Origin of the sequence: Leclercia sp. UBA1284, from assembly GCF_002308415.1 — a bacterium.
GTDB lineage: Bacteria > Pseudomonadota > Gammaproteobacteria > Enterobacterales > Enterobacteriaceae > Enterobacter > Enterobacter pneumoniae.
Window position 1 is genome coordinate 351,697 of record NZ_DBUS01000006.1, and the last position, 21,229, is coordinate 372,925.

Annotated in this window: 21 protein-coding genes; 9 read left to right on the forward strand and 12 right to left on the reverse strand. The window is 54.9% G+C overall.

Annotated elements, in window-relative coordinates:
* Positions 1-41: 41 nt before the first annotated feature.
* Complete coding sequence (locus B3511_RS04860) at positions 42-1,130, reverse strand: oxidoreductase (protein ID WP_046884318.1); 1,089 nt, start codon at positions 1,128-1,130, stop codon at positions 42-44.
* A gap of 159 nt (positions 1,131-1,289) precedes the next feature.
* Between B3511_RS04860 and B3511_RS04865 the strand changes: the two genes are divergently transcribed.
* Genes B3511_RS04865 through B3511_RS04880 form a run of 4 tightly spaced genes read left to right on the forward strand, consistent with a single transcriptional unit; the run spans position 1,290 to position 6,117 of the window.
* Positions 1,290-2,792: a sugar ABC transporter ATP-binding protein gene (locus B3511_RS04865; protein ID WP_286777660.1), complete on the forward strand. Its 1,503-nt coding sequence runs from the start codon at positions 1,290-1,292 to the stop codon at positions 2,790-2,792.
* Positions 2,789-3,784: an ABC transporter permease gene (locus B3511_RS04870; RefSeq protein ID WP_046884316.1), complete on the forward strand. Its 996-nt coding sequence runs from the start codon at positions 2,789-2,791 to the stop codon at positions 3,782-3,784. Before B3511_RS04865 ends, B3511_RS04870 begins: the two co-directional genes overlap by 4 nt.
* Before the next feature lie 30 nt (positions 3,785-3,814).
* Positions 3,815-4,879 (forward strand): sugar ABC transporter substrate-binding protein, encoded by a 1,065-nt coding sequence (locus tag B3511_RS04875; protein WP_040076607.1) that lies wholly within the window; start codon positions 3,815-3,817, stop codon positions 4,877-4,879.
* Entirely contained in the window at positions 4,876-6,117 is a 1,242-nt protein-coding gene (locus tag B3511_RS04880) for an LVIVD repeat-containing protein (protein WP_286777661.1), read from the forward strand. Before B3511_RS04875 ends, B3511_RS04880 begins: the two co-directional genes overlap by 4 nt.
* An 85-nt stretch (positions 6,118-6,202) precedes the next feature.
* On the opposite strand, the gene mtnK is transcribed toward B3511_RS04880, so the two are convergent.
* Positions 6,203-7,402: an S-methyl-5-thioribose kinase gene (mtnK, locus tag B3511_RS04885; protein ID WP_286777662.1), complete on the reverse strand. Its 1,200-nt coding sequence runs from the start codon at positions 7,400-7,402 to the stop codon at positions 6,203-6,205.
* Between the two features lie 105 nt (positions 7,403-7,507).
* Between mtnK and mtnA the strand changes: the two genes are divergently transcribed.
* Positions 7,508-8,524, forward strand: a complete 1,017-nt coding sequence (gene mtnA / locus B3511_RS04890; protein WP_286777663.1) for an S-methyl-5-thioribose-1-phosphate isomerase — start codon at positions 7,508-7,510, stop codon at positions 8,522-8,524.
* 67 nt (positions 8,525-8,591) lie between these two features.
* Here the strand turns inward: mtnA and B3511_RS04895 are convergent, their stop codons facing one another.
* Genes B3511_RS04895 through B3511_RS04905 form a run of 3 tightly spaced genes read right to left on the reverse strand, consistent with a single transcriptional unit; the run spans position 8,592 to position 10,431 of the window.
* Entirely contained in the window at positions 8,592-9,134 is a 543-nt protein-coding gene (locus B3511_RS04895) for a 1,2-dihydroxy-3-keto-5-methylthiopentene dioxygenase (RefSeq protein ID WP_286777664.1), read from the reverse strand.
* On the reverse strand, positions 9,131-9,820 hold the full coding sequence (gene mtnC, locus B3511_RS04900) for an acireductone synthase (protein ID WP_233801195.1): 690 nt from the start codon (positions 9,818-9,820) through the stop codon (positions 9,131-9,133). Before mtnC ends, B3511_RS04895 begins: the two co-directional genes overlap by 4 nt.
* Entirely contained in the window at positions 9,817-10,431 is a 615-nt protein-coding gene (locus B3511_RS04905) for a methylthioribulose 1-phosphate dehydratase (RefSeq protein WP_046884311.1), read from the reverse strand. The genes mtnC and B3511_RS04905 overlap by 4 nt, the downstream gene beginning before the upstream one ends.
* Before the next feature lie 128 nt (positions 10,432-10,559).
* Between B3511_RS04905 and B3511_RS04910 the strand changes: the two genes are divergently transcribed.
* Complete coding sequence (locus B3511_RS04910) at positions 10,560-11,720, forward strand: pyridoxal phosphate-dependent aminotransferase (RefSeq protein WP_046884310.1); 1,161 nt, start codon at positions 10,560-10,562, stop codon at positions 11,718-11,720.
* 61 nt (positions 11,721-11,781) lie between these two features.
* On the opposite strand, the gene citR is transcribed toward B3511_RS04910, so the two are convergent.
* Together citR and dsbG are read right to left on the reverse strand one after the other, a co-directional pair.
* The gene (gene citR, locus B3511_RS04915; protein ID WP_286777665.1) at positions 11,782-12,678 is read right to left on the reverse strand and encodes a DNA-binding transcriptional repressor CitR; all 897 of its coding nucleotides are present in this window, start codon (positions 12,676-12,678) and stop codon (positions 11,782-11,784) included.
* Between the two features lie 217 nt (positions 12,679-12,895).
* Positions 12,896-13,642 (reverse strand): thiol:disulfide interchange protein DsbG, encoded by a 747-nt coding sequence (gene dsbG, locus B3511_RS04920; RefSeq protein ID WP_286777666.1) that lies wholly within the window; start codon positions 13,640-13,642, stop codon positions 12,896-12,898.
* A 368-nt stretch (positions 13,643-14,010) separates the two neighbouring features.
* On the opposite strand from dsbG, the gene ahpC reads away from it, so the two are divergent.
* Together ahpC and ahpF are read left to right on the forward strand one after the other, a co-directional pair.
* On the forward strand, positions 14,011-14,574 hold the full coding sequence (ahpC, locus tag B3511_RS04925; RefSeq protein WP_006818993.1) for an alkyl hydroperoxide reductase subunit C: 564 nt from the start codon (positions 14,011-14,013) through the stop codon (positions 14,572-14,574).
* A 125-nt stretch (positions 14,575-14,699) separates the two neighbouring features.
* Entirely contained in the window at positions 14,700-16,265 is a 1,566-nt protein-coding gene (ahpF, locus tag B3511_RS04930) for an alkyl hydroperoxide reductase subunit F (RefSeq protein ID WP_046884307.1), read from the forward strand.
* Positions 16,266-16,323: 58 nt separating this feature from the next.
* Here ahpF and uspG read toward each other — a convergent pair whose 3' ends face one another.
* The 3 genes from uspG to rnk all read right to left on the reverse strand — a co-directional run bounded on the left by uspG (position 16,324) and on the right by rnk (position 17,554).
* On the reverse strand, positions 16,324-16,752 hold the full coding sequence (uspG, locus tag B3511_RS04935; RefSeq protein WP_286777667.1) for a universal stress protein UspG: 429 nt from the start codon (positions 16,750-16,752) through the stop codon (positions 16,324-16,326).
* A 163-nt stretch (positions 16,753-16,915) separates the two neighbouring features.
* A complete protein-coding gene (gene yldA / locus B3511_RS20650) occupies positions 16,916-17,005 on the reverse strand; it encodes a small membrane protein YldA (RefSeq protein ID WP_353960801.1) in 90 nt (29 codons plus the stop codon).
* Positions 17,006-17,143: 138 nt separating this feature from the next.
* Positions 17,144-17,554, reverse strand: coding sequence for a nucleoside diphosphate kinase regulator (gene rnk, locus B3511_RS04940; RefSeq protein WP_207293208.1), 411 nt, complete (start codon positions 17,552-17,554; stop codon positions 17,144-17,146).
* Positions 17,555-17,949: 395 nt separating this feature from the next.
* Between rnk and B3511_RS04945 the strand changes: the two genes are divergently transcribed.
* Complete coding sequence (locus B3511_RS04945; RefSeq protein WP_040076594.1) at positions 17,950-18,567, forward strand: flavin reductase family protein; 618 nt, start codon at positions 17,950-17,952, stop codon at positions 18,565-18,567.
* A 4-nt stretch (positions 18,568-18,571) separates the two neighbouring features.
* Here B3511_RS04945 and rna read toward each other — a convergent pair whose 3' ends face one another.
* Complete coding sequence (gene rna / locus B3511_RS04950) at positions 18,572-19,381, reverse strand: ribonuclease I (RefSeq protein ID WP_046884304.1); 810 nt, start codon at positions 19,379-19,381, stop codon at positions 18,572-18,574.
* A gap of 88 nt (positions 19,382-19,469) precedes the next feature.
* Positions 19,470-20,843, reverse strand: a complete 1,374-nt coding sequence (dcuC, locus tag B3511_RS04955) for an anaerobic C4-dicarboxylate transporter DcuC (RefSeq protein ID WP_040076592.1) — start codon at positions 20,841-20,843, stop codon at positions 19,470-19,472.
* Positions 20,844-21,229 lie beyond the last annotated feature (386 nt).

The window sequence follows — 21,229 nt, forward strand, 5'->3', positions numbered from 1 at the left end:
GAGTGGTGATAGCCATCATTAGTTATAGTCAATCTGTGCAACTATCGGTGGAAGGATTCGACCTTCTCAAACGCCGCGCGCAGAACCGCAGGGGTTAGCGCTACCGACAGATAATGAATCGACTCTACCGGACGCAGGGTGTGGGCGATCACCTTGTCCAGCGCGGCGGTATCGTTGATATCGACGTCCAGCTCACGCAGCGTGGTAGGCAGATTGAAGCGCTGATAGGCCGCCACCAACTGTGCCAGAACATCATCCTGGCCGAGCAGGGCGCTCTGCACCAGAATACCGTAAGCCACTTTTGTGCCGTGCAGATATTTGTCTGTTTGCGGCAGCACGGTCAGCCCGTTATGCACCGCATGCGCTGCCGCGACGCGGGTATAGCGCTCGCCCAGGCCGCCCACCATCCCGCCACCCGCAATGATGGCATCAACCACATCGCGAAAACGTTGCGTCTGCTCACCGCGCGCCTGGTCCGCCAGCGCCTGTTCGCTGCTTTCCAGTAACACATCGCGGATCGCCAGGGCGCCGTTGATGCCCAGCCGCACGGTTAACGGCAGGGTTTCAGGCTGCGGGGCCAGCACCACCGCCTCGTACCATTTCGCCAGCGTGTCGCCGATGCCCGCCAGCAGATACTCCGCCGGGGCATGAAGGATAATGTCAGGCTCGACCAGCACCAGGAAGTTAGCGTCGTCGAAAATCTCAAAGTGCAGGGCGGAACCTGCGTCGTTGTACCAGACCGAGAGCGGCGTCCAGGCGGCACAGGTGGCGGCGATGGTGGGAATGGCAACCACCGGCAGACCCAGACGTCGTGCCACGGCTTTCACCGTATCCAGCAGCGCACCGCCGCCAATGCCAATCACCACGCTGCGATCGTCGCCGGACTGTTTCACAAGATCTGCAACGTCGCGCTCACTGCAGTGGCCTTTAAACAGAATCTGCTTTGCCCCCTCAGCGTTAAAACTCTCTGGCAAGAACGGGCGTGCGCCTTCGATGGCACGTTCGCCATAAATCCAGACCGCCCGGGAGAGCTGTTCTGGAGTGAAAAAGTCGTGCAGGCGTTGCAGGCTGCCGTTGTGAGAGAAGTAATTGGCCGGACCCGGAACGACGCGAATATCGGTGTTACTCATGTTGTTATCCTTTTTGCGAAATGCTAACCTGATGTTATGTCTGGACATCTGGATGGCTAATAATATTTTGCTTTATCTTATGCCTTTTCCGTCGTTGTCAGTCAACCGTAGCTGTGAAAAATTCCATAAATCATAATATTAAAGAAGGATTTAACGCCGATGGTTTCAAGTCGCCTGGAGATGCGCGGCATCAGCCTGGCCTTTGCGGGCTTTCAGGCGCTGTCGCGTGTCGATTTCACCCTGATGGGCGGCTCTGTGCATGCCCTGACGGGCGCCAACGGTGCGGGGAAGTCCACGCTGATGGCGGTGCTTTGCGGCACCCACGACCATTACGAGGGCGAAATCAGCATTAATAACCAGGCGGTGACCATTCGCGAACCCCTGGATGCCAAACGGCTGGGGATCCATCTGGTACAGCAGGAGGTGGATGTCGCGCTGATCCCGGGCTTGAGCATTGCTGAAAATATCATGCTCGATCATCTGGCGCAGCCAGGGCACCGCTTTCGCTGGCGGAGTGTGCGCCAACAGGCGGAAGCGGCGCTGGCTCAGCTGGATGTTCAGCTGGACGTACGCCGCCCTATCGACAGCTGTACGCTGGCGGAAAAACAGCAAATCTTGCTGGCGCGCGCCCTCTCGCATCACTGTCGTTTCCTGATCCTGGATGAACCTACCGCTCCGCTGGATGCGCATGAAAGCGAGCGCCTCTTTAACGTGGTGCGCCGTTTACAGCAGCAGGGGATCGGCGTGGTGTTTATCTCCCACCGCATTCATGAGCTGAAGGCGATTTGCGATACCTTAACCGTGCTGCGTGACGGCAAGCTGATTGAGTCAGGCCCGATGGCGGCCCTGAGCGGCGAAGCGATCGTCGAGAAGATGCTCGGCCATGAGTTGAGCGACATTTACCCGCCTGCGCGCCCGCGCGTCAGCGACGAAACCTTGCTGCGCATTGAGGGGCTGCATGATGACGCGCTGCTAAAAGATATCTCTCTGCATCTGCGCAAAGGCGAGATTTTAGGTATCGCCGGGCTCGCGGGTGCAGGCAAAACGGAACTCTGCAAGGCGCTGTTCGGCGCCAGTAAAAGCCGGGTTGACCGCGGTGAACTGAATAACCGGGCCTGGCGCCCCCGCGATCCCGCCGATTCGGTCCTGCGCGGGCTGGCGCTGGTGCCGGAAGAGCGGCGCAAAGAGGGCATCTTTATCGATGAGCCGGTGAGCATGAACCTGGCGGTCAGCGCCGATAACACCTTCTCTCGCTGGAGTCTGTTCGGCCATCGCCAGGCATGGCGCTGGGCGGAAGAGGTGATCGCCCGTGTGGGTGTGCGAGCGCGCGGGCCAGGACAGGTGCTGCGGCGACTCTCGGGTGGCAACCAGCAGAAGGTGGCGATCGGCAAATGGTTACGTGGCAACGCGCAGGTGCTCATTTTTGACGAACCCACTAAAGGGGTGGACGTGAAAGCCAAAACCGATCTCTTCCAGCTGATTGACGGCCTGGCGCGCGAAGGCAAAGGGGTGATCTACGCCTCTGGCGAATTTGCCGAGCTGGTCGGGCTTTGTGACCGCATCTGCGTCTTATGGGATGGGCGCATCGTGGCAGAGATTGCCGGGGCCGAGGCCCGGGAAGAGACATTACTTTACTATTCAACCGGAGGAACCGCGTCGTGAGCAAGGCCCTTTCAGTGAATGCGGCGGCGTCTGGCCGTCAGCAAATATTCGATTTTCTCTACAAATGGGGCATGTTGCTGACCGTTGTCGCCTTGATTGCGATATTTGGTATCGCATCAGACAACTTCCTCGATCCCTTTAACATTATCAATATCCTACGATCTATCGCCATTGTGACGGTGATTGCCATTGGCGTCTCCATCTCCCTGACCGTGGGCGGTTTTGACTTGTCGGTAGGCTCGACGGCCTCGCTTGCCAACGCGCTGGTCATTTCGCTCTTTGTCTGGCATGGCTTCGGCACCACGGAATCGATTCTGATCACCCTGGCGCTCTGTACGCTGGTAGGGCTGTTTAACGCCTTTCTGATCGTCATCCTGCGCATTCCGGACATGCTCGCCACCCTTGCGAGCCTGTTTGTGATCCAGGGGGTAGCGATGACATACAGTTACGGCGGATCGATTACCGAAAATATGGTGCTGCCGAGCGGAGATATGGCGGAAGGGACGATTCCGGCAGCTTTTGGCTCGCTGGGGCAGGTACCCACGATCGTGATCATCATGCTGGTGGTGACCCTGGTGGCGCAGCTGGCGTTGTCACTCACGACCCACGGCCGTCGCATGTACGCCATTGGCGGCAATCCGGAAGCCGCGCGTTTATCCGGAATTCGTACGACCCGCTATAAGGTCGCTGCCTACGTCATCGCCTCATTGCTGGCCGGACTGGGGGGTATTCTGCTGGCCTCGCGCATTGGCTCGTCACAGGTGAACGCCGGAGGCGGCTATTTGATGGATGCGGTGGCGGCGGCGTGGATCGGTTTCTCACTGGCAGGCTCGGGTAAACCCAACGCACTGGGTACGCTGGTGGGGGCGGTGATCCTCGGCGTACTCTCCAACGGACTGGTGATGCTTTCGGTCCCCTATTACGCCATGGACATTATAAAAGGGCTGGTGCTGGCAGCGGCGCTGGCGATCACCTACATACAAAAACGCTAATAATTCACAACAACACAACGGGATAACAGAATGAAAAAAATGGCGCGCTCTTTGGTGGCACTGGGATTACTTGCAGCCTTACCCGGCTTTGCCGCCACGCCGGCTCCGGTTCCGGCGGCGATTGCTAACCATGACGGGCAGATCCGCATCGCGGTGATCCGTAATCTCGGTTCGGACGACAACACCACCCAGTTTGTCTCCGGTGCGATTCAGGAAGGGAAAAAGCTCGGCTTCAAAGTCAGCACCTTTTTAAGTAACGGTGACGATGCCAAATTCCAGGACTTCGTTAACCAGGCCATCAGCCAGAAATATGACGGCATTATTCTCTCCCAGGGGCGTGACCCGTACTCCACGGCGCTGGTGAAAAAAGCGGTAGATGCCGGCATAAAAGTGTCGGTGTTCGACACCGCCGTAAAGGGCGATATCCCGGGCGTGACCGTCACGCAGCAGGATGATGCCTCCCTGACCCATCTCTCCTTCGGCCAGCTGGCGAAAGATTTCAACGGCAAAGCCAATATCATTAAGCTGTGGGTCGCTGGCTTCCCGCCGATGGAGCGTCGTCAGGCGGCGTACCAGGAATTACAGAAGCAGTATCCGGGCATTAAAGAGCTCGAATCTATCGGCGCGGTCTCGTCTGACGTGCAGGGCGACACCGCCAACAAAGTCGGCGCCGTGCTGGCGAAATACCCGAAAGGGCAGATCGACGCTATCTGGGGCACCTGGGACGCCTTTAGTCAGGGAGCCTACAAAGCCCTGAAAGAGAACGGTCGCACGGAGATCAAACTCTATAGCATTGATATCTCCAACCAGGATCTGCAATTGATGCGTGAATCCGGCAGCCCGTGGAAAGTGAGCGTGGCGGTGGATCCGAAGCTGATTGGTGCTACCAACGTGCGGCTGATTGCCAACAAGATTGCCGGGGAAACCACGCCAGCAACCTATGACTTTAAAGCGGCCGCCATCCCTCAGGCGCTGCTGACGGCGCAGCCTGGGGCAGTTAACGTGGCATCGCTTGGCAAAATCATTCCAGGCTGGGGCCAGACCCAGGACTTCATCGCCCCGTGGTTTGCTACGCTCGAAGCCAAAAATAAATGAGTACGCTTCCCACGCCTGAATACAGCCGCAATATGCGGCTGATTGGCCATAGCGATCAGGGCGGCCGCCCGGACGGGGTGCAGCTGATGGTGCACCGTGGCTTTGCCTATATTGGACATATGGTGTCGCAGGGTTTTTCGATTGTGGATGTGCGCGATCCCAAAAATCCTCGCGCGGCCGGGTATGTGCCCGCACCACCCGGCACCTGGAATGTCCACCTGCAGGCGCATGACGATCTGCTGCTGGTGATCAATGCCCGGGATCTCTTTGCCGATGCCCGCTTCGCAGACGAGAAGGTCTACTACACCCGACAGGTGGGGGAGACCGTTAGTGACGTGCAGGACAAAGGCTGGAGCGCCGGGCTGCGTGTGTTTGATATTTCGACCCCTTACAAACCACGTGAAATTGGCTTTTTGTCGCTGAACGGTATCGGTATTCACCGCATCTGGTATGTGGGTGGACGCTGGGCTTATGTTTCGGCGCTGATCGACGGTTTTACCGATTACATATTTCTTACCATCGATCTGGCGGATCCGCGCAGGCCAGAGGTGGCGGGGCGCTGGTGGTTGCCGGGCATGAACCAGGCTGAAGGCGAGAAGCCAACGTGGCCGGACGGTAAGCGCTATGCGCTACACCACGCGATTATCGCCGGCGATACCGCCTACGGAAGCTGGCGCGACGGCGGACTGACGCTACTGGACGTAAAAGACAAAACCCAGCCGAAGCTGATCAGCCATCGCAACTGGAGTCCGCCGTTTGGCGGCGGTACGCACACGGCGTTGCCGTTGCCGGACCGGGATCTGCTGGTGGTGTTGGACGAAGCGGTACTCGACAATCAGGAGGATGGTGAGAAGCTCATCTGGCTTTTTGATATCCGCGAGCCGTCGAACCCGGTCAGTATTGCCACCTTCCCGCAGCCGGATGAGAGAGATTACGTAGCGAAAGGGGCGCACTTCGGTCCACACAACCTGCACGAGAACCGGCCAGGTAGCTTTGTTAGCTCGACGCTGATTTTTGCCACCTACCAGAACGCTGGGGTGCGCGCGTACGATATCTCGAATCCGTATCGTCCGCTGGAGACCGGGGCGCTGGTTCCGGCGGCGCCTGAGAGGATGATGGATACACGACCGAATCGCCCGCAGGTGATCCAGTCGTGTGATGTGTTTGTGGACGCGCAGGGGATTATCTACAGCACCGATTATAACGGTGGGCTGTCGGTGATTGAGTATTTGGGGTAAGTGCGGGTTGCTGCCCTCACCCCGGCCCTCTCCCACAGGGAGAGGGAGAAAATACCGGCCTCTCTTCTACAGGGAGAGGGAGAACTCAGCTGTACTGGCGCACCCGCGCCACCAGCTCTTCTGCGCTGTCGATGCGATCGGCAATGACAATCAGCGCTTTACCTAATTGAATGGCATGGCGCAGGCATTCATGGCGCATCGCCTCGTCCTGAATGGTGTCGATATCCGCCACGTGCGACAGGCCGACGCTACGGCGAATCAGCTCGGTGCCGCAGAAGCCAATGGCATCCTTCCAGACCTTTTTGAGAAATTCCGACGCATAGCCGGGTTCACGCAGGGCGGCATCGCGGGTTTTTTCGCTTGCCAGCGCCTGGAAACGCTCTGCGAAGGTATTCCACAGCGTCTGAATATCCTTCAGACGCTGTTCGCGGGCGGCGGCGGCATCACGAATGCCCAGATGCCCCGGCAGGCCGCAGAAGTTCAGCAACAGGTTGCCGATGGCGGTGCCCACGTCAAAACCGATTGGACCAAAGTAGCCAAACTCGGCATCGATTGCCTTCAGGCTCTCTTCGGCGACAAAAATCGAGCCGCTGTGAATATCCCCATGCAGCAGCGCTTCGGCCTGCGAGAAGAAGCGGTGTTTCAGGGAGGCTACGGCAATTTTTAGCTGTCCATCGTTGCGCAGGGCGGCAACATCATTTTCCAGCTCAGCCGGATAGTTGTTGCGCTCGTGCACCTGATACGGATCGTTAAAGAACAGATCTTCAGTGATCTCGCACATTTCCGGGTTGATGAATTTCGCCACCTGCGCTTTTTTATCGTGCGGGTGGAGGTAGAAATCGCTGGTATGGAACAGGGTATGCGCCAGGTACTCCCCAAGCTGGCGTGCGGCCTGCGGGTAGTCCACATTTTTTATCAATTCACCGCGCCAGATACGGTGGCTGGAGAGATCTTCCATGACCATCACCGCCAGTTGCGGATCGTAATGGTGAATCTTTACCGTGTGCTGCGGGCTATGTTGATAGTGGGCAACCAGGGTTTCTGCCTCAAGACGCGCGCGATCCAGGGTTAATGGCCAGGATTCGCCCACGCAGCGTACGTATGGAAGTGCCTGTTTCACGATGATGCGACTGACACCCTCGGTATCAAAAATTTTAAAGACCAGATTGAGATTGCCGTCGCCCACCTCTTTCGCCTCCACCAGCGATGACGGGTTATCGAGGCCGCCAAACTGTTGTGCGTACGCCACGGCGTCCTGAGCGGTAAAGGTACGGTATTGCGACATTGCCTGTTCCTCACTGATTCTGGTAATTAAGACATTTAGACGTCTATACATCTGAATTTTATCCTGACACAATGTTATACAACAACGCAACAGAGAATTAACGACATGCAGACATTACAGACGACCAGCCTGTGGGTGGTGGAAAATCAGTTATTTATTCTCGATCAACAGGCGCTTCCGCAGGAGAAACGATGGCTGGATGCCTCCAGCGTAGAGGCGCTGGTCGGCCATATTCATGCCTTACGTGTACGCGGCGCGCCGCTGATTGGTCTGTCAGCCAGCCTGCTGTTGGCCCTGCTGGCAGAAGCGGGTAAAAACCGCGATGAGCTGGCGCAGGCGCTTGAGACGCTGCGCGCCTCGCGGCCAACGGCGGTGAACCTGATGAATAATCTGGATCGCATGAAGCAGGCGTTGCAGCAGGAGAATTTTGTGCCAGCGCTGGTGACCGAGGCGTTACGCCTGATCGACGAAGATAAACAGCTGTGCGACGCTATTGCCCGCGCAGGCAGTCAGCTTGTGAAGCCGGGCAGCCGTCTGTTGACTCACTGTAATACCGGCGGGCTGGCAACGGCGGGCGTAGGCACGGCGCTAGGCGTGATTGCGCTGGCGCACCAGCAGGGCAATGTACGTAACGTCTGGGTGGATGAGACCCGTCCATTATTGCAGGGCGGCAGACTGACGGCGTGGGAACTGGGTGAATTAGGGGTGCCTTACCAACTGATCACCGATTCAATGGCCGCCAGTCTGATGGCGAAAGGGCAGGTGGATGCCGTCTGGGTGGGGGCTGACCGCATTGCCGCCAATGGCGACGTGGCGAATAAAATCGGCACTTACTCCCTGGCGGTACTGGCGAAGTTTCATGGGATTCCGTTTTACGTTGCCGCGCCGCAAACGACGCTGGATCCGCACTGCCCAAACGGCGACGCGATCCCGATTGAACAGCGCGCCGCCAGCGAAGTCACGGGCGTGGCGGGGAGCTTTGGCGAAGTCCAGTGGGCCCCCACGGATGCGCAGGTTTACAACCCGGCGTTTGACGTGACGCCAGCAGCTTTGATTAGCGGTTGGGTGCTGGATACGGGCGTGGTTACGCCGCAGCAGGTGGCAGAAGGGAAATTTTCCTGAGTCTTCGAAGGAACTGAAGCGGTAGTGCTTTTAAGCCCCCTCTCCCCGGAAGGGAGAGGGGGAGATATCATGCGAGGCGTGGATAGCCGTCAGCAATTGCATCGCCCGTAAACTGTGCGATCCAGCCTTCGGGATTATCGAAAATACGAATGGCGGTAAAGTTCGGCTCCGAACCCATATCAAACCAGTGCGGCGTGCCGGCAGGCACCGAGATCAGATCGTTTTTCTCACACAACACCTGATACACCCGATCCCCGATGTGCAGGCAGAACAGCCCTGCGCCCTCGACGAAGAAACGCACTTCGTCTTCGCCATGGGTGTGTTCGTTGAGGAACTTCGCACGCAGCGCCTCTTTTTGCGGGTTGTCGGCGCGCAGGCTGATCACATCCCAGCTCTGGTAGCCTTTCTCTGTCACCAGTTTATCGATCGCATGCTGATAGGCGTTGATCACCGCCTCCGGTGCCGGATCCTGGCCTAAATCACGATCCGCCGCCCAGCGTCCAAACCGCACACCTTTGGCGTTGAGCTGTTCGGCAATTTCGGCGGCATCGGTGCTGTGCCACTGCGGCTGGCTCGCGTCTTTATCAGAATAAATCGTTAATGCGCTCATGAAGGGATCTGCTCCGGGTTAATGTCGTCAAACTGGTGCACCTGATGGTGATGGCTCGCGCCGTCGTCATCGCCGCGAATCAGTTGCAGGGTGCGAAAACCGGCCTGCTCAGCGGCGTCCAGCTCCTGATGTATATCGGACAGGAAAAGGATTTGCGACGGTGCAACGCTAATCTGCGCCGCGATGTTCTGATAAGACTGAACGTCGCGCTTAGCGCCCACATGGGTATCAAAATAGCCGCTGAAGAGATGCGTAATATCGCCCTCATCGCTGTAGCCAAATAACAGTTTTTGCGCAGCAACAGAGCCTGAGGAATAGACATAGAGATCAATGCCCTGAGCTTTCCATTTCTCCAGCGACGGCAGCACGTCGGGGTAGAGGTGGCCGGTAAAATCACCGTTAACGTAACCGTCGTGCCAGATGATCCCTTGCAACGCTTTTAACGCGGTGGATTTGCGGTCTTCATCCATAAACTGCAACAGCGCGTCCGTTAGCTCGCTGGCGCTGGCCTGCGGTGCGCCGATTTCATCGCGTAGATTATCCAGAATGGATTTCACCGGCTCGGCGTATTGCTGGGCTGCGACAAACGCTGTCAGCCGCTCACGCGCGTAGGGGAATAACACATTATGGACAAAACGAATATCAGTGGTCGTCCCTTCAATATCCGTCACAATCGCGCGAATCATACTCTCTCCAGTTGGCGTAAACGCATTTCACATTCAAATAAGAATTCAAGACCTTCCAGGTGACGACGGGCCTCAGCCACGTCGCGTCCCCAGCAGGTTAAGCCATGGCCGCGCAGAAGAAAACCATAATTAAGAGGGCGCTCTTGTGCGTAGTGGGCGATTCGCGAGGCGAGGGCATCAATATCCTGATCGTTATCGAATACGGCGATGGCCAGCGTATCCAGATGCGTGGTCTGGCCGGTCAGGGATTTCTGCATTTCAAAACCGCTGATCTTCAGCTCTGCCGTTTTGACGAGACGTGACAGCACGGTGGCATTCACCGTATGGACATGTAGCACGGCGTTGGCATCAGGAAACAGACGGTAGATTAAGGTATGCAGACCTGTTTCCGCCGACGGCTTACGCCCGGAAGGGGCACGGTTCGTCGCGATCTCTACTTGCAGAAAGTCTTGTTCGGTCAGGCTGCCTTTATCTTTGCCCGATTCGCTAAGCCAGCAAAACTGCGCGTCCTGACGGACAGACATATTGCCACCCGTGGCAGGCGCCCAGCCTTTGGCGCCAATCCAGCGGCAGGCGTCGACCAGTTGAGTAAGTTGCAGGTTTTCTGTCATATCCGTTCTACCTCTGTCTGTCAGTCAGGAAGCGTTATCTTATATAGACGTCTAAGCGTCTTGATTGCTAAAGACTAACATCGTGTTATAGTGGCAGCAACATAAGTATTACAAGCAGGCATAACGCAATGAACGATAAACCGTTGATTCCAGAGAGCAAACTACCCAATCTTGGCACCACCATCTTCACGCAAATGAGCGCTCTGGCTCAGCAGCACAACGCCATTAATCTTTCGCAGGGGTTTCCGGATTTCGATGGCCCGGGCTATTTGCAGGCTCGGCTGGCGCATCACGTTGCCGCCGGCGCAAATCAATATGCGCCGATGACCGGCGTTCAGCCTCTGCGCGAAGCCATTGCCGATAAAACGGCCGAGCTCTACGGCTACACACCAGATGCGAATACAGAAGTGACGGTTACCGCCGGCGCGACCGAAGCGTTATATGCGGCCATTACTGCGCTGGTACGCGCCGGTGATGAGGTGATCTGCTTTGACCCGAGCTACGACAGCTACGCGCCCGCGATTGAACTGGCTGGTGGGGTCGTGAAACGCATTGCGCTGCAGCCGCCACACTTTCGCCCGGACTGGCAGGCCTTTGCAGCTTTGTTGAGTGACAAAACACGTTTAGTGATCCTGAATACGCCGCATAATCCGTCAGCCACGGTATGGCGCAAGGCCGATTTCGCCGCCCTGTGGCAGGCGATTGCCGATCATGAAATCTACGTGCTGAGCGATGAAGTCTATGAGCATATCTGCTTCGCCGAAGAGGGACATGCCAGCGTGCTGTGCCATCCGCAGCTGCGCCAGCGCGCCATTGCGGTATCGTCCTTTGGCAAAACCTATCACATGACCGGCTGGAAAGTAGGTTACTGTGTGGCGCCGGCGGCCATCACCGCCGAGTTGCGCAAGGTGCATCAGTACCTGACCTTTTCGGTTAATACCCCGGCTCAGCTGGCGCTGGCAGATATGCTGCGCGCCGAACCGGGTCATTATCGCGAATTACCGGCGTTTTACCGGACGCGTCGGGACTGTTTTGTTAACGCCCTCGGCAATAGCCGTCTGAAGCTATTGCCCTGCGAGGGTACCTATTTCTTGCTCGCTGACTATAGCGCCATCTCCGATCTCGATGACGTGAGTTTCTGTCAGTGGCTGACAAAAGAGGTGGGCGTGGCCGCCATTCCGCTCTCAGTATTTTGTGCCGGGCCCTTCCCACATAAGCTTATTCGACTCTGTTTTGCCAAGCAGGAGTCAACGCTTCTGGCCGCCGCAGAACGATTAAATACTTTGTAAAACGTAGATAAAATAATGCGATTCTGATCCCGGTGTAATACCCGATCAGAATCGATTATTTTTATGGACTAATTTGCGCAATAAAATGGGAGAAGCTGTTGCTGTTCAATGCGGAACGGTTATACATCATATGTATTTTCAGTCGCGGCAGCTCAAAATCAGCATTGATCGCTCTCAATTCAAGAAAGTCGGCATATCGCTGATATACAATTTCCGGGGCGATGCCAATCATATCCGAAGTGCTAACCATAGAGAGTATCGTCATATAGGAGTCGCTACGAAAAGCGACATTGCGATCCGGGAGCGCTTCCGAAATGGTTGACTGGAAGTTTTTAACTCCTGGCTCCTCGCTTAAAAAGGCGGTGAATTTCTCCTGCAGCAAGCTTTCGCGCTCCGGGGCCTCTCCAATACGCGGATGATCTTTTCGGCAGAACAGAACGAAGGGTATCTCTCTGAAATCGGTACAGGTAATCGACCGGTTTTGTAACGGCGTGAAGGAGAAGATCAGGTCGGCTTTTCGGTAGGCCAGTAAATCTTCAGCCGACTCACGCGTCACCATCATGTCATGCAGTTCAATTTCATAATTATGTTCGCCTATCAGCAGCTTTAGCGGCTCCATAATCACTTTAGTGGTAATTATTTGCGGACAGTAGATGATGAAGTTTTTCTTCAACTTACTGTTGTGCATGATATTAATGGTCTGCTCCAGCTGGTTAAGATTCTGTTCCAGATGGATATGCAGATTGGTGCCAACCGTCGTGGGCGTAATACCTTTACCCGAGCGAATAAAAAGCGGATCGTTGAGTTGATTGCGCAACCGCTGTAATGACTGACTGACCGCCGAAGGGGTAATAAAAAGCGTTTCTGCCGCTTTGCTTATACTCAGATGCTGATAAATGCACTCAAATATCACCAGCAGGTTAAGGTCAAATTTCTTCAGATCATAAAGGTTAGCCATGTTTCTTCCTGATGTAGCTGTGCCGATAGCGCTTTTCGTATAAATGATAGCTATAGATTTAATTTAGCCATTTACAATCCATTTCAATGACTAGCTTAATTACGTTTGAACGTGAACTAAATATATCATGCCTGTGGATTTATTCGAGACGAAGATTTTTATTAAATTATCCACGAAAGGGGTGGTGGCGGAGAGAAATGGCCGCCACCGGGTAACATTATTGTTTACCCATCATCATATCCAATTGTTCTTTTTCGGGCAGCCCGGTCACTTGTTGTAATTCGTTGTCGCTGTTCATGTAATAAATGGCGGGCGTGGCGTTTGCCCCGAGGGCATCCATAATGGCCTCATGATCCTTCAGCGTTTTAAGATGTTCAGCAGAGGGGGAAGAGGGGACATCTAACGACAATTTGCCGCCTGAGCTTTCATACTCATTCCAGACTTTGGCCGGATCTTTCGCCGCCAGAATGGCCGCAGCAGTGGCTTTGCTTTCGGGTTTGATGACGCCAACCAGCAACGTACGAAGTTGTACTTTTCCTGCCTTCACCCAGGGCTGTGCTTGCTGCCAGAACTGTTTGCAGTAAGGGCAGAACGGATCGGCGAAGACATAGATAACGCGCGGTGCCGCTTTATCCCCCTCCAGGAGCCACTGTGCTTTCTCCATGCGCTGCCACAGCTCGCGGCCGGCGGGCGCATAGATCTCTTTCTGAATCACCTTTTCGCTAAGGTTGGTTCCTTTATCATCGTACATGTACCCGGATATAGCATGCTTGCCGTCTGGGGTCAGGTAGATGGTGACCCCCATATCCTGATATTTGCCCAGCCAACCCTTAACACCGCCGGGTGCCTCGAAGGGTTTGATAATGGTGATACCCTGTTTTTCAATAGCTTTAACAGGGGCGGGCAACTCCTCAGCCTGCACCAGAGCGGGAATGAGAGAGAGTAAAAGGGTACGTTTCAACATAAAAATCCTTATATATCAGAGGCCAGGCATCTGATTCGACAAAACCTATCGCAACCATAGGCACAAGTGCGGTGCCGGGTAATTGTCCTTTATCATACAGGATGGTGTAATCCATAGCGCTGTTACGACCTTGCTAAAGGTAATGTAGAGCGCAACACATCGCCAGCTTCGGCTGGCACTGAAGTTACCCACGGGTATTTCAGGTATCAGGGCCGCCCGTAAAGGCGGCCTTTTTACGTTTAAGGGTTGATAACCGGTTTCATGTGGGTTGTTAGGTATGGCTGATTGATTTGATAACGCCTACCCATTAGCCCCGATGAGCAAAGTTGGTTACCTTACACCTCAACGAAAACACGGAGGAAGTACAGATGTCTTTGATTAACACTAAAATTAAACCTTTCAAAAACCAGGCGTTCAAAAACGGTGAGTTCATTGAAGTAACCGAGAAAGATACCGAAGGTCGCTGGAGCGTCTTCTTCTTCTACCCGGCTGACTTTACTTTCGTTTGCCCGACCGAACTGGGCGACGTTGCAGACCACTATGAAGAGCTGCAGAAACTGGGCGTGGATGTTTACTCTGTCTCTACTGACACCCACTTCACCCACAAAGCATGGCACGGTAGCTCTGAAACCATCGCGAAAATCAAATACGCGATGATCGGTGACCCGACTGGCGCCCTGACCCGTAACTTCGACAACATGCGTGAAGACGAAGGTCTGGCAGATCGTGCAACCTTCGTTGTTGACCCGCAGGGCATCATCCAGGCAATCGAAGTTACCGCTGAAGGTATCGGCCGTGATGCGTCTGACCTGCTGCGTAAAGTGAAAGCGGCTCAGTACGTTGCTTCTCACCCAGGCGAAGTATGCCCGGCGAAATGGAAAGAAGGCGAAGCGACCCTGGCTCCATCTTTAGATCTGGTTGGTAAAATCTAAGTTTTACTACCCGTTCATCAATGGGCGCGCCCGCGCCCATTTATTTCAGCACCATGATGCAAGTTGCATTCAGGCGGCCCAATTAAGGCGGCTTGCATGATGACGTTTTAAGAGAGGGAAGAACAATGCTCGACACAAATATGAAAACCCAGCTCAAGGCTTACCTTGAAAAACTGACCAAACCTGTTGAGCTGATTGCTACGCTGGATGACAGCGCTAAATCGGCAGAGATCAAGGAACTGCTGGCAGAGATTGCTGAACTGTCACCGAAAGTGACCTTTAAGGAAGATAACGCGCTGCCTGTGCGTAAGCCCTCTTTCCTGATTACTAACCCTGGCTCTGTACAGGGGCCTCGCTTCGCCGGTTCTCCACTGGGCCACGAATTTACCTCCCTGGTACTGGCGTTGCTGTGGACCGGTGGGCATCCGTCCAAAGAGGCGCAGGCGCTGCTGGAGCAGATCCGCGATATCGACGGTGATTTCGAGTTCGAAACCTATTACTCGCTCTCTTGCCATAACTGCCCTGACGTTGTGCAGGCGCTGAACCTGATGTCGGTGCTGAATCCGCGTATCAAACACACGGCTATCGACGGCGGCGTGTATCAGAATGAGATCACCGAACGTAACGTAATGGGCGTTCCCGCGGTCTTTATGAACGGTAAAGAGTTTGGTCAGGGCCGTATGACGCTGGCTGAAATCGTGGCGAAAGTGGATACCGGCGCGGAAAAACGCGCAGCAGACGAGCTGAACAAACGCGATGCTTACGACGTACTGATCGTGGGCTCTGGCCCGGCAGGTGCGGCAGCGGCGGTCTACTCGGCACGTAAAGGTATTCGTACCGGTCTGATGGGCGAGCGTTTTGGCGGCCAGGTGCTCGACACCGTGGATATTGAAAACTATATCTCTGTGCCGAAAACCGAAGGCCAGAAGCTGGCCGGTGCCCTGAAAGCGCACGTTAGCGATTACGAAGTGGACGTGATTGACAGCCAGAGCGCCAGCAAACTGGTTCCGGCAGCGGTAGAAGGCGGGTTACACCAGATTGAAACCGCCTCCGGCGCGGTGCTGAAAGCACGCAGCATCATCATTGCAACCGGTGCCAAATGGCGCAACATGAACGTGCCGGGTGAAGATCACTATCGCACCAAAGGCGTGACCTATTGCCCACACTGCGACGGCCCGCTGTTTAAAGGTAAACGCGTGGCGGTGATCGGCGGCGGTAACTCCGGCGTGGAAGCGGCTATCGACCTGGCGGGTATCGTTGAACACGTTACGCTGCTGGAGTTTGCCCCTGAAATGAAAGCGGACCAGGTCCTGCAGGATAAAGTGCGTAGCCTGAAAAACGTCGATATCGTTCTGAATGCGCAGACGACGGAAGTGAAGGGCGACGGTAGTAAAGTGACAGGTCTGGAATACCGCGACCGCGTGAGCGGTGATGTGCACGGCGTACAGCTGTCGGGGATCTTCGTGCAGATTGGGCTGTTGCCAAACACTAACTGGCTGGAAGGCGCCATTGAGCGTAATCGCATGGGCGAAATCATCATTGACGCGAAATGCGAAACCAGCGTGAAGGGCGTGTTCGCAGCGGGCGACTGCACCACCGTACCGTACAAACAGATCATCATCGCTACCGGCGAAGGGGCGAAGGCGTCACTGAGTTCGTTTGATTATCTGATTCGCACCAGGACGGCATAAAAAAAAGTAAGACTACACCTGCAAAATGAAGAGGCTACCCCCAGGGTAGCCTCTTTTTTTACCTGACGACAAACACCGGAATAAAGGCGTGGCGGATGACGCTTGACGCGTTCGAACCCAGCAGGTGGGTGGAAATTGAGGGGTTGCGCGAGCCAATCACCACCACATCGGCATTGAGTTCGCTGGCGACTTCATTAACCACATCGCGCACATTACCAAAACAGACGTGCGTTCTGATCCTGGACGGGTCAATGCTGAAATGGCTGACCATGGTTTTCAGGCGCGTTTGTGCTTCGTGCTCAATGTGCTCTTCGAAGCGGCGAATGTCCGCGGCGAAACGATGCAGGCCGAAGCTGGATGATCCGGGCAGGACATGCAGTAAATGAATGATGCCATCCTGTTGTGCCAGGAATTCGGCGTGGCGAATCGCTTTATCACTCAGTTCCATTTCAAAAACATCCACCGGCATAATAATTGTCTGATACATGCGACTTTCTCCCTGTTAATTAACGCACTATCCATTCAATCACAAGAGAATGTCCGTTTCTGCCAGGCGGGTGGCACTTTTAATATCGTCTGAATAAATCTTTCAGGCAGAAAAGAGGCGGGAAAAAAGAGTTAACCGGGAGCGGGGAATTTACGGTGATAGGTTACCAGTGCCGTTCAAGATAAAGCACAGCCATAATAATGACTGCCATTAACACCAGGAAAAAGAGTGAGATAACAAGCCCTTCGTTCATGACCGTCCCCGCGGCACTGAAACAAATTAAGCCTGGATTAACGGGAATTTACGCTCAATAGCACGAAAGTATGATTTTGCGGAAAGAGGATGCGCGGGCATCCTCTGTGCAAAGCGTCGGGACGCTTATTCAGAAAGGTTAACGCAGGTATTCACCGGCCGCTTCAGGTTGCCAGAGCAGTTCCAGCACCTCCAGATGCGTCGATGTGCCACCAGGTAACGCCCAGTTGATGGTATCTCCGGCGCGTAAACCAATCAGCGCTGCGCCAACCGGAGCCAGCACCGAAAGCTGGGTCGCGCTGTCGGTCATCTGCGCGGGATAGACCAGGGTGCGGACACGCACTTCCCCGGTGGTCAAATCGCGAAACTTTACCTTGCTGTTCATCGTCACCACATCATGCGGCATATTTTGCGGCGTGCACATCTGGGCGCGATCCAGCTCGGCATTGAGGGCATCAGCAACGGGCAGGGAAGCAAACGCCGGCTGCTCTAACAGGCGGTCGATACGTTCAGCATCGAGTTCATTAATGATGATTGTTGGTCGTGACATAATTTACTCCATGTCGTTAATGCTGCGACAACCGCAGAAAAGATCCCAAAAGAAAACCCTCGCCGTCTGGCAGCGAGGGTTTATCGTCTGATGATAATACTGACTCTGGCGCCATGTTTGAAGTGATCAAGCGCACATTCACAGAGGTGATTGTTCATAACCCGTCTCCCTGAGTCGTTTGTATGATTTTAAGCCCCGTCGCGTGATCCTTCGCCGTTTTGCATTATAGTTTTTAAGCGCCCGGATGGGGCGACTCAGGCAGACAGAAGACGGCCTGCCCGGGTGATAACGTCGTAAAATCTAACAGATTGCGTTACGCTGATTCTCCTGGGGGCAGGGGAATGAGCGAAGCGCAATTTACGCCCTGCCAGTCTCCATACTGTTCAGAGAGCGCTATGTACTTTTACCAACCTTCACAGGGGCACGGCCTGCCGCATGACCCGCTGAATGCCATCATTGGCCCGCGTCCGATTGGCTGGATCGCCTCTCGTAATGCGTCAGGGCAACACAACCTGGCACCCTACAGCTTCTTTAACTGCTTTAACTACCATCCGCCCATTATTGGCTTTGCCAGCAGTGGCTGGAAGGACAGCGTGCGTAACATCGTTGAGACCGGCGAGTTTGTCTGGAATCTTACGACCCGCACGCTGGCCAGCGCGATGAACGAAACATCCGCCAGCCTGCCGCACGGTGAGGATGAGTTTATTCGTGCCGGGCTGACCAAGGCTGAAAGCCGGGTTGTACAGGTACCACGAGTGGCTGAAAGCCCGGTGAACTTCGAATGTCGCTTGTCACAATGTATTCAACTCACCGCCGCGAATGGCGAAGCCATTGACACCTGGCTGGTACTGGGGGAGGTGGTGGGGATTCATATCGATGAAGCGCTACTGCAGGACGGTATTTATCAGACGGCACGGGCGGAGCCTGTGCTCCGCGCCGGTGGACCGAGTGCTTACTTTGCAATAAGCGAAGACCAGCGTTTTGACCTGGTGCGCCCGGACGCGCGTAAGTAAGCGCTTAATATCCTACTTTATCGAGAACAAACTTTTTCCCACAGTTGCCCGGATGCGGCTGTGGGGCAAAGGATGAGGCCGCAAGCGGCGCGTTAATCTGGCTGGCCTGCAGCGAGATTTGCATCTCGGTGAGATAGGCAGGGTTGCCGTTACAGGTGAGCTTTACGGCTTTTACCGCTGGCTTGCCAAAGCTTTGGGCCACGGCCGCATCAAAAGCGCTGCGGCTGATGGTTTTGCCATAATTGGCGGCGAGGAACTGTCCCAGAGGGCTGCTTTTGACCTCCTGATTCATCCGCACCATAGTGCCAAAATAGGCGTCAGGATCGAATCCAAAACAGACGCCGTGCTTCGCATATTCATACCGTTCAAGGCAGGAGTTCCCTCCTGCGCCCGGCATGGACTCGCTCAGCTTTGCGGCCCCTGTAAGTGATAAACCCGTTTCTGCCGCGGCGCATTTCATCCCCGCTTTGGCTTCCGGCATGTTAGGAATCGGGCGAGTCGCGCAGCCGAAGCGCATCCAGCGGCGTTCATCCACACCACGCGCAGCAACCGACTTCGGCAGACCCGGCCACAGGCCATGGATCGTCAGGACCGCAGTTTTGTCCGTGCTCTCTTTTTGCAGGCGACACTCGTCCGGCTCGGCGCTCTTTCTGTCGTGCAGGCTCTGACAGAATCCCGACTGCCACGACAATGCCAGCACGTAGCGGTCAAAATCCCCGTACTGGGTTGCCTTCAGTGGCGTAGCTTGTGCGGCGCAGGCAAACATCGCCACGGCGGCGGCGCTGAGACGGTAAACGAAATCCTTCCTGAACATGTCAATTCCTGATAGTTGAAAGCAAATAATTACTTGCCGTAATTAAAACACAAAAAGCGCCAGACGGCGCTTTTTGCTGAGCGGCAGGTTAACCTGCTGCGGTGCCGGGCACCAGAATCTCGGTGGCGACAATCACAATCACTAGCCCCACCAGTACCGGAACTGAGGTGCGTTTTACCACTTCGAAAGGCGAAATTTTTGCCATACCGGCAACGGCAACCACCACACCAGAGACGGGAGAGATGGTACGGCCAAGATTGGAGGCCTGCAACATCGGGATCGAGAGATAGGCTGGGTTAATCCCCGATGAGTGCGCCAGTTTTGGAATCATTTCGACAAACGCATAAAAAGGAGCATTGCCGGAGCCAGTGGTCATCGCGGCCAGCATGGTCAGTACCACCAGCACCAGCATCAGGATAATGCTTGCCGAGCCAAACGAGGTGGCGATAGAGATCAGGCTCTGAATAAAGCCTATGGTGCTCAGCCCCTGGGCGAAGACCCCGGCTGCCACCAGCAGCATCACTACGTTGGCAAAGGCATCGGCCATACCGCGCCATGCAACGTCGAGACCGCTAAAGACTTTCTGGATATTAAAACCTCGTACGAATTCCAGCACGGCGGCCACCAGCATACAGATAACCAGGATGGTGATGATATGCAGCTGTGGGCCCCATTTGCCGTCGAAAATCAGGACGCCCACAATGGGTGTAAACGGCAGGATGGCATAAAACGACGGTGCCGTGGTGGTGATCTCGTTCACATCCATCATTTCGTGAGAGATGTTCTCTTTTTTATCGAGATAGCGCTGCCAGAAGAAGTGCGCGATAGCCATACCAATAATGGCTGCAATGGAGATGGGCAGGGTCGTTTTAAAGGCAAAATCAATCAGCGGCATTTCTGCGGCTTTCGCTGCGAGCACCACATCTCCGGATGTAGGGGAGAGAATAATGGCTGCGGGGGAGGCGCAAATCGCCGCGGCGGCGCCACGACTGATCCCCACGTTTACCATTACCGGGAACAGCGTTGCCATCAGTAGCACGCCCAGACCGGTGGCCGATGAAACTGCCAGCGACATCAGGCAAGCCACGAAATAGGCAGCAATCATCAACATATAAGGAGAGTTGATGTATTGAAGCGGTTTTGAGGCCAGCTTCACGACCATGTCGTTGGCACCGATGTGCGTCATGTAAGCGGCAAAACCGCATAACATCATGATCATCATGCCGAGGTCGCCGCCGCGACTCATCAGGAGGATTTTGATGTACTCAACAATATCAGTCGCGGTGTAACCGGTGCTTTCCGCACTGGCAGGTAAAACCTGATGGCCCATCAGCGCGCTGACGATCAGCAGGGCCAGGCCCCCCACGAACAACACGCCGGTGGCTGAGTAGCCTTTGATGATATAGCGCGCGACGCCAACAATGACGACCACGCCGATAAGAAGCTCAATAACGGTTAGCATGTTTTCCCCTGTCCCCGACGCCCAGAGCGTATGGATAAAAGTAGTAAGAATCATAAGGTGTAAAAATGTGCCGAAATAATGGCCCAATATTGCTGACCAAAATCAATAAATCCACTACTAAAGGGGAGATCAGCGATATTTAGCAGGCCTTGTAACGAAAGCCGTCCGTGTAAGGCCTACGCCTCCACCTTCACGTCGGTTACGCACCGCCGTCAAGGTGCTGCGCAAACATCGTAAGCTAAAAATTTCTTTGCGGAGCAAGGTGTTATATTTATTCGCGAGGTTCGGTTGGAGGTGTTATTTTCCACTCGCTTTTATTCATTGTAGAAATATATTTTTACCGGCTGGTAAGTGGGGTAAATAATTATTATCGCTGAGTTAATAAT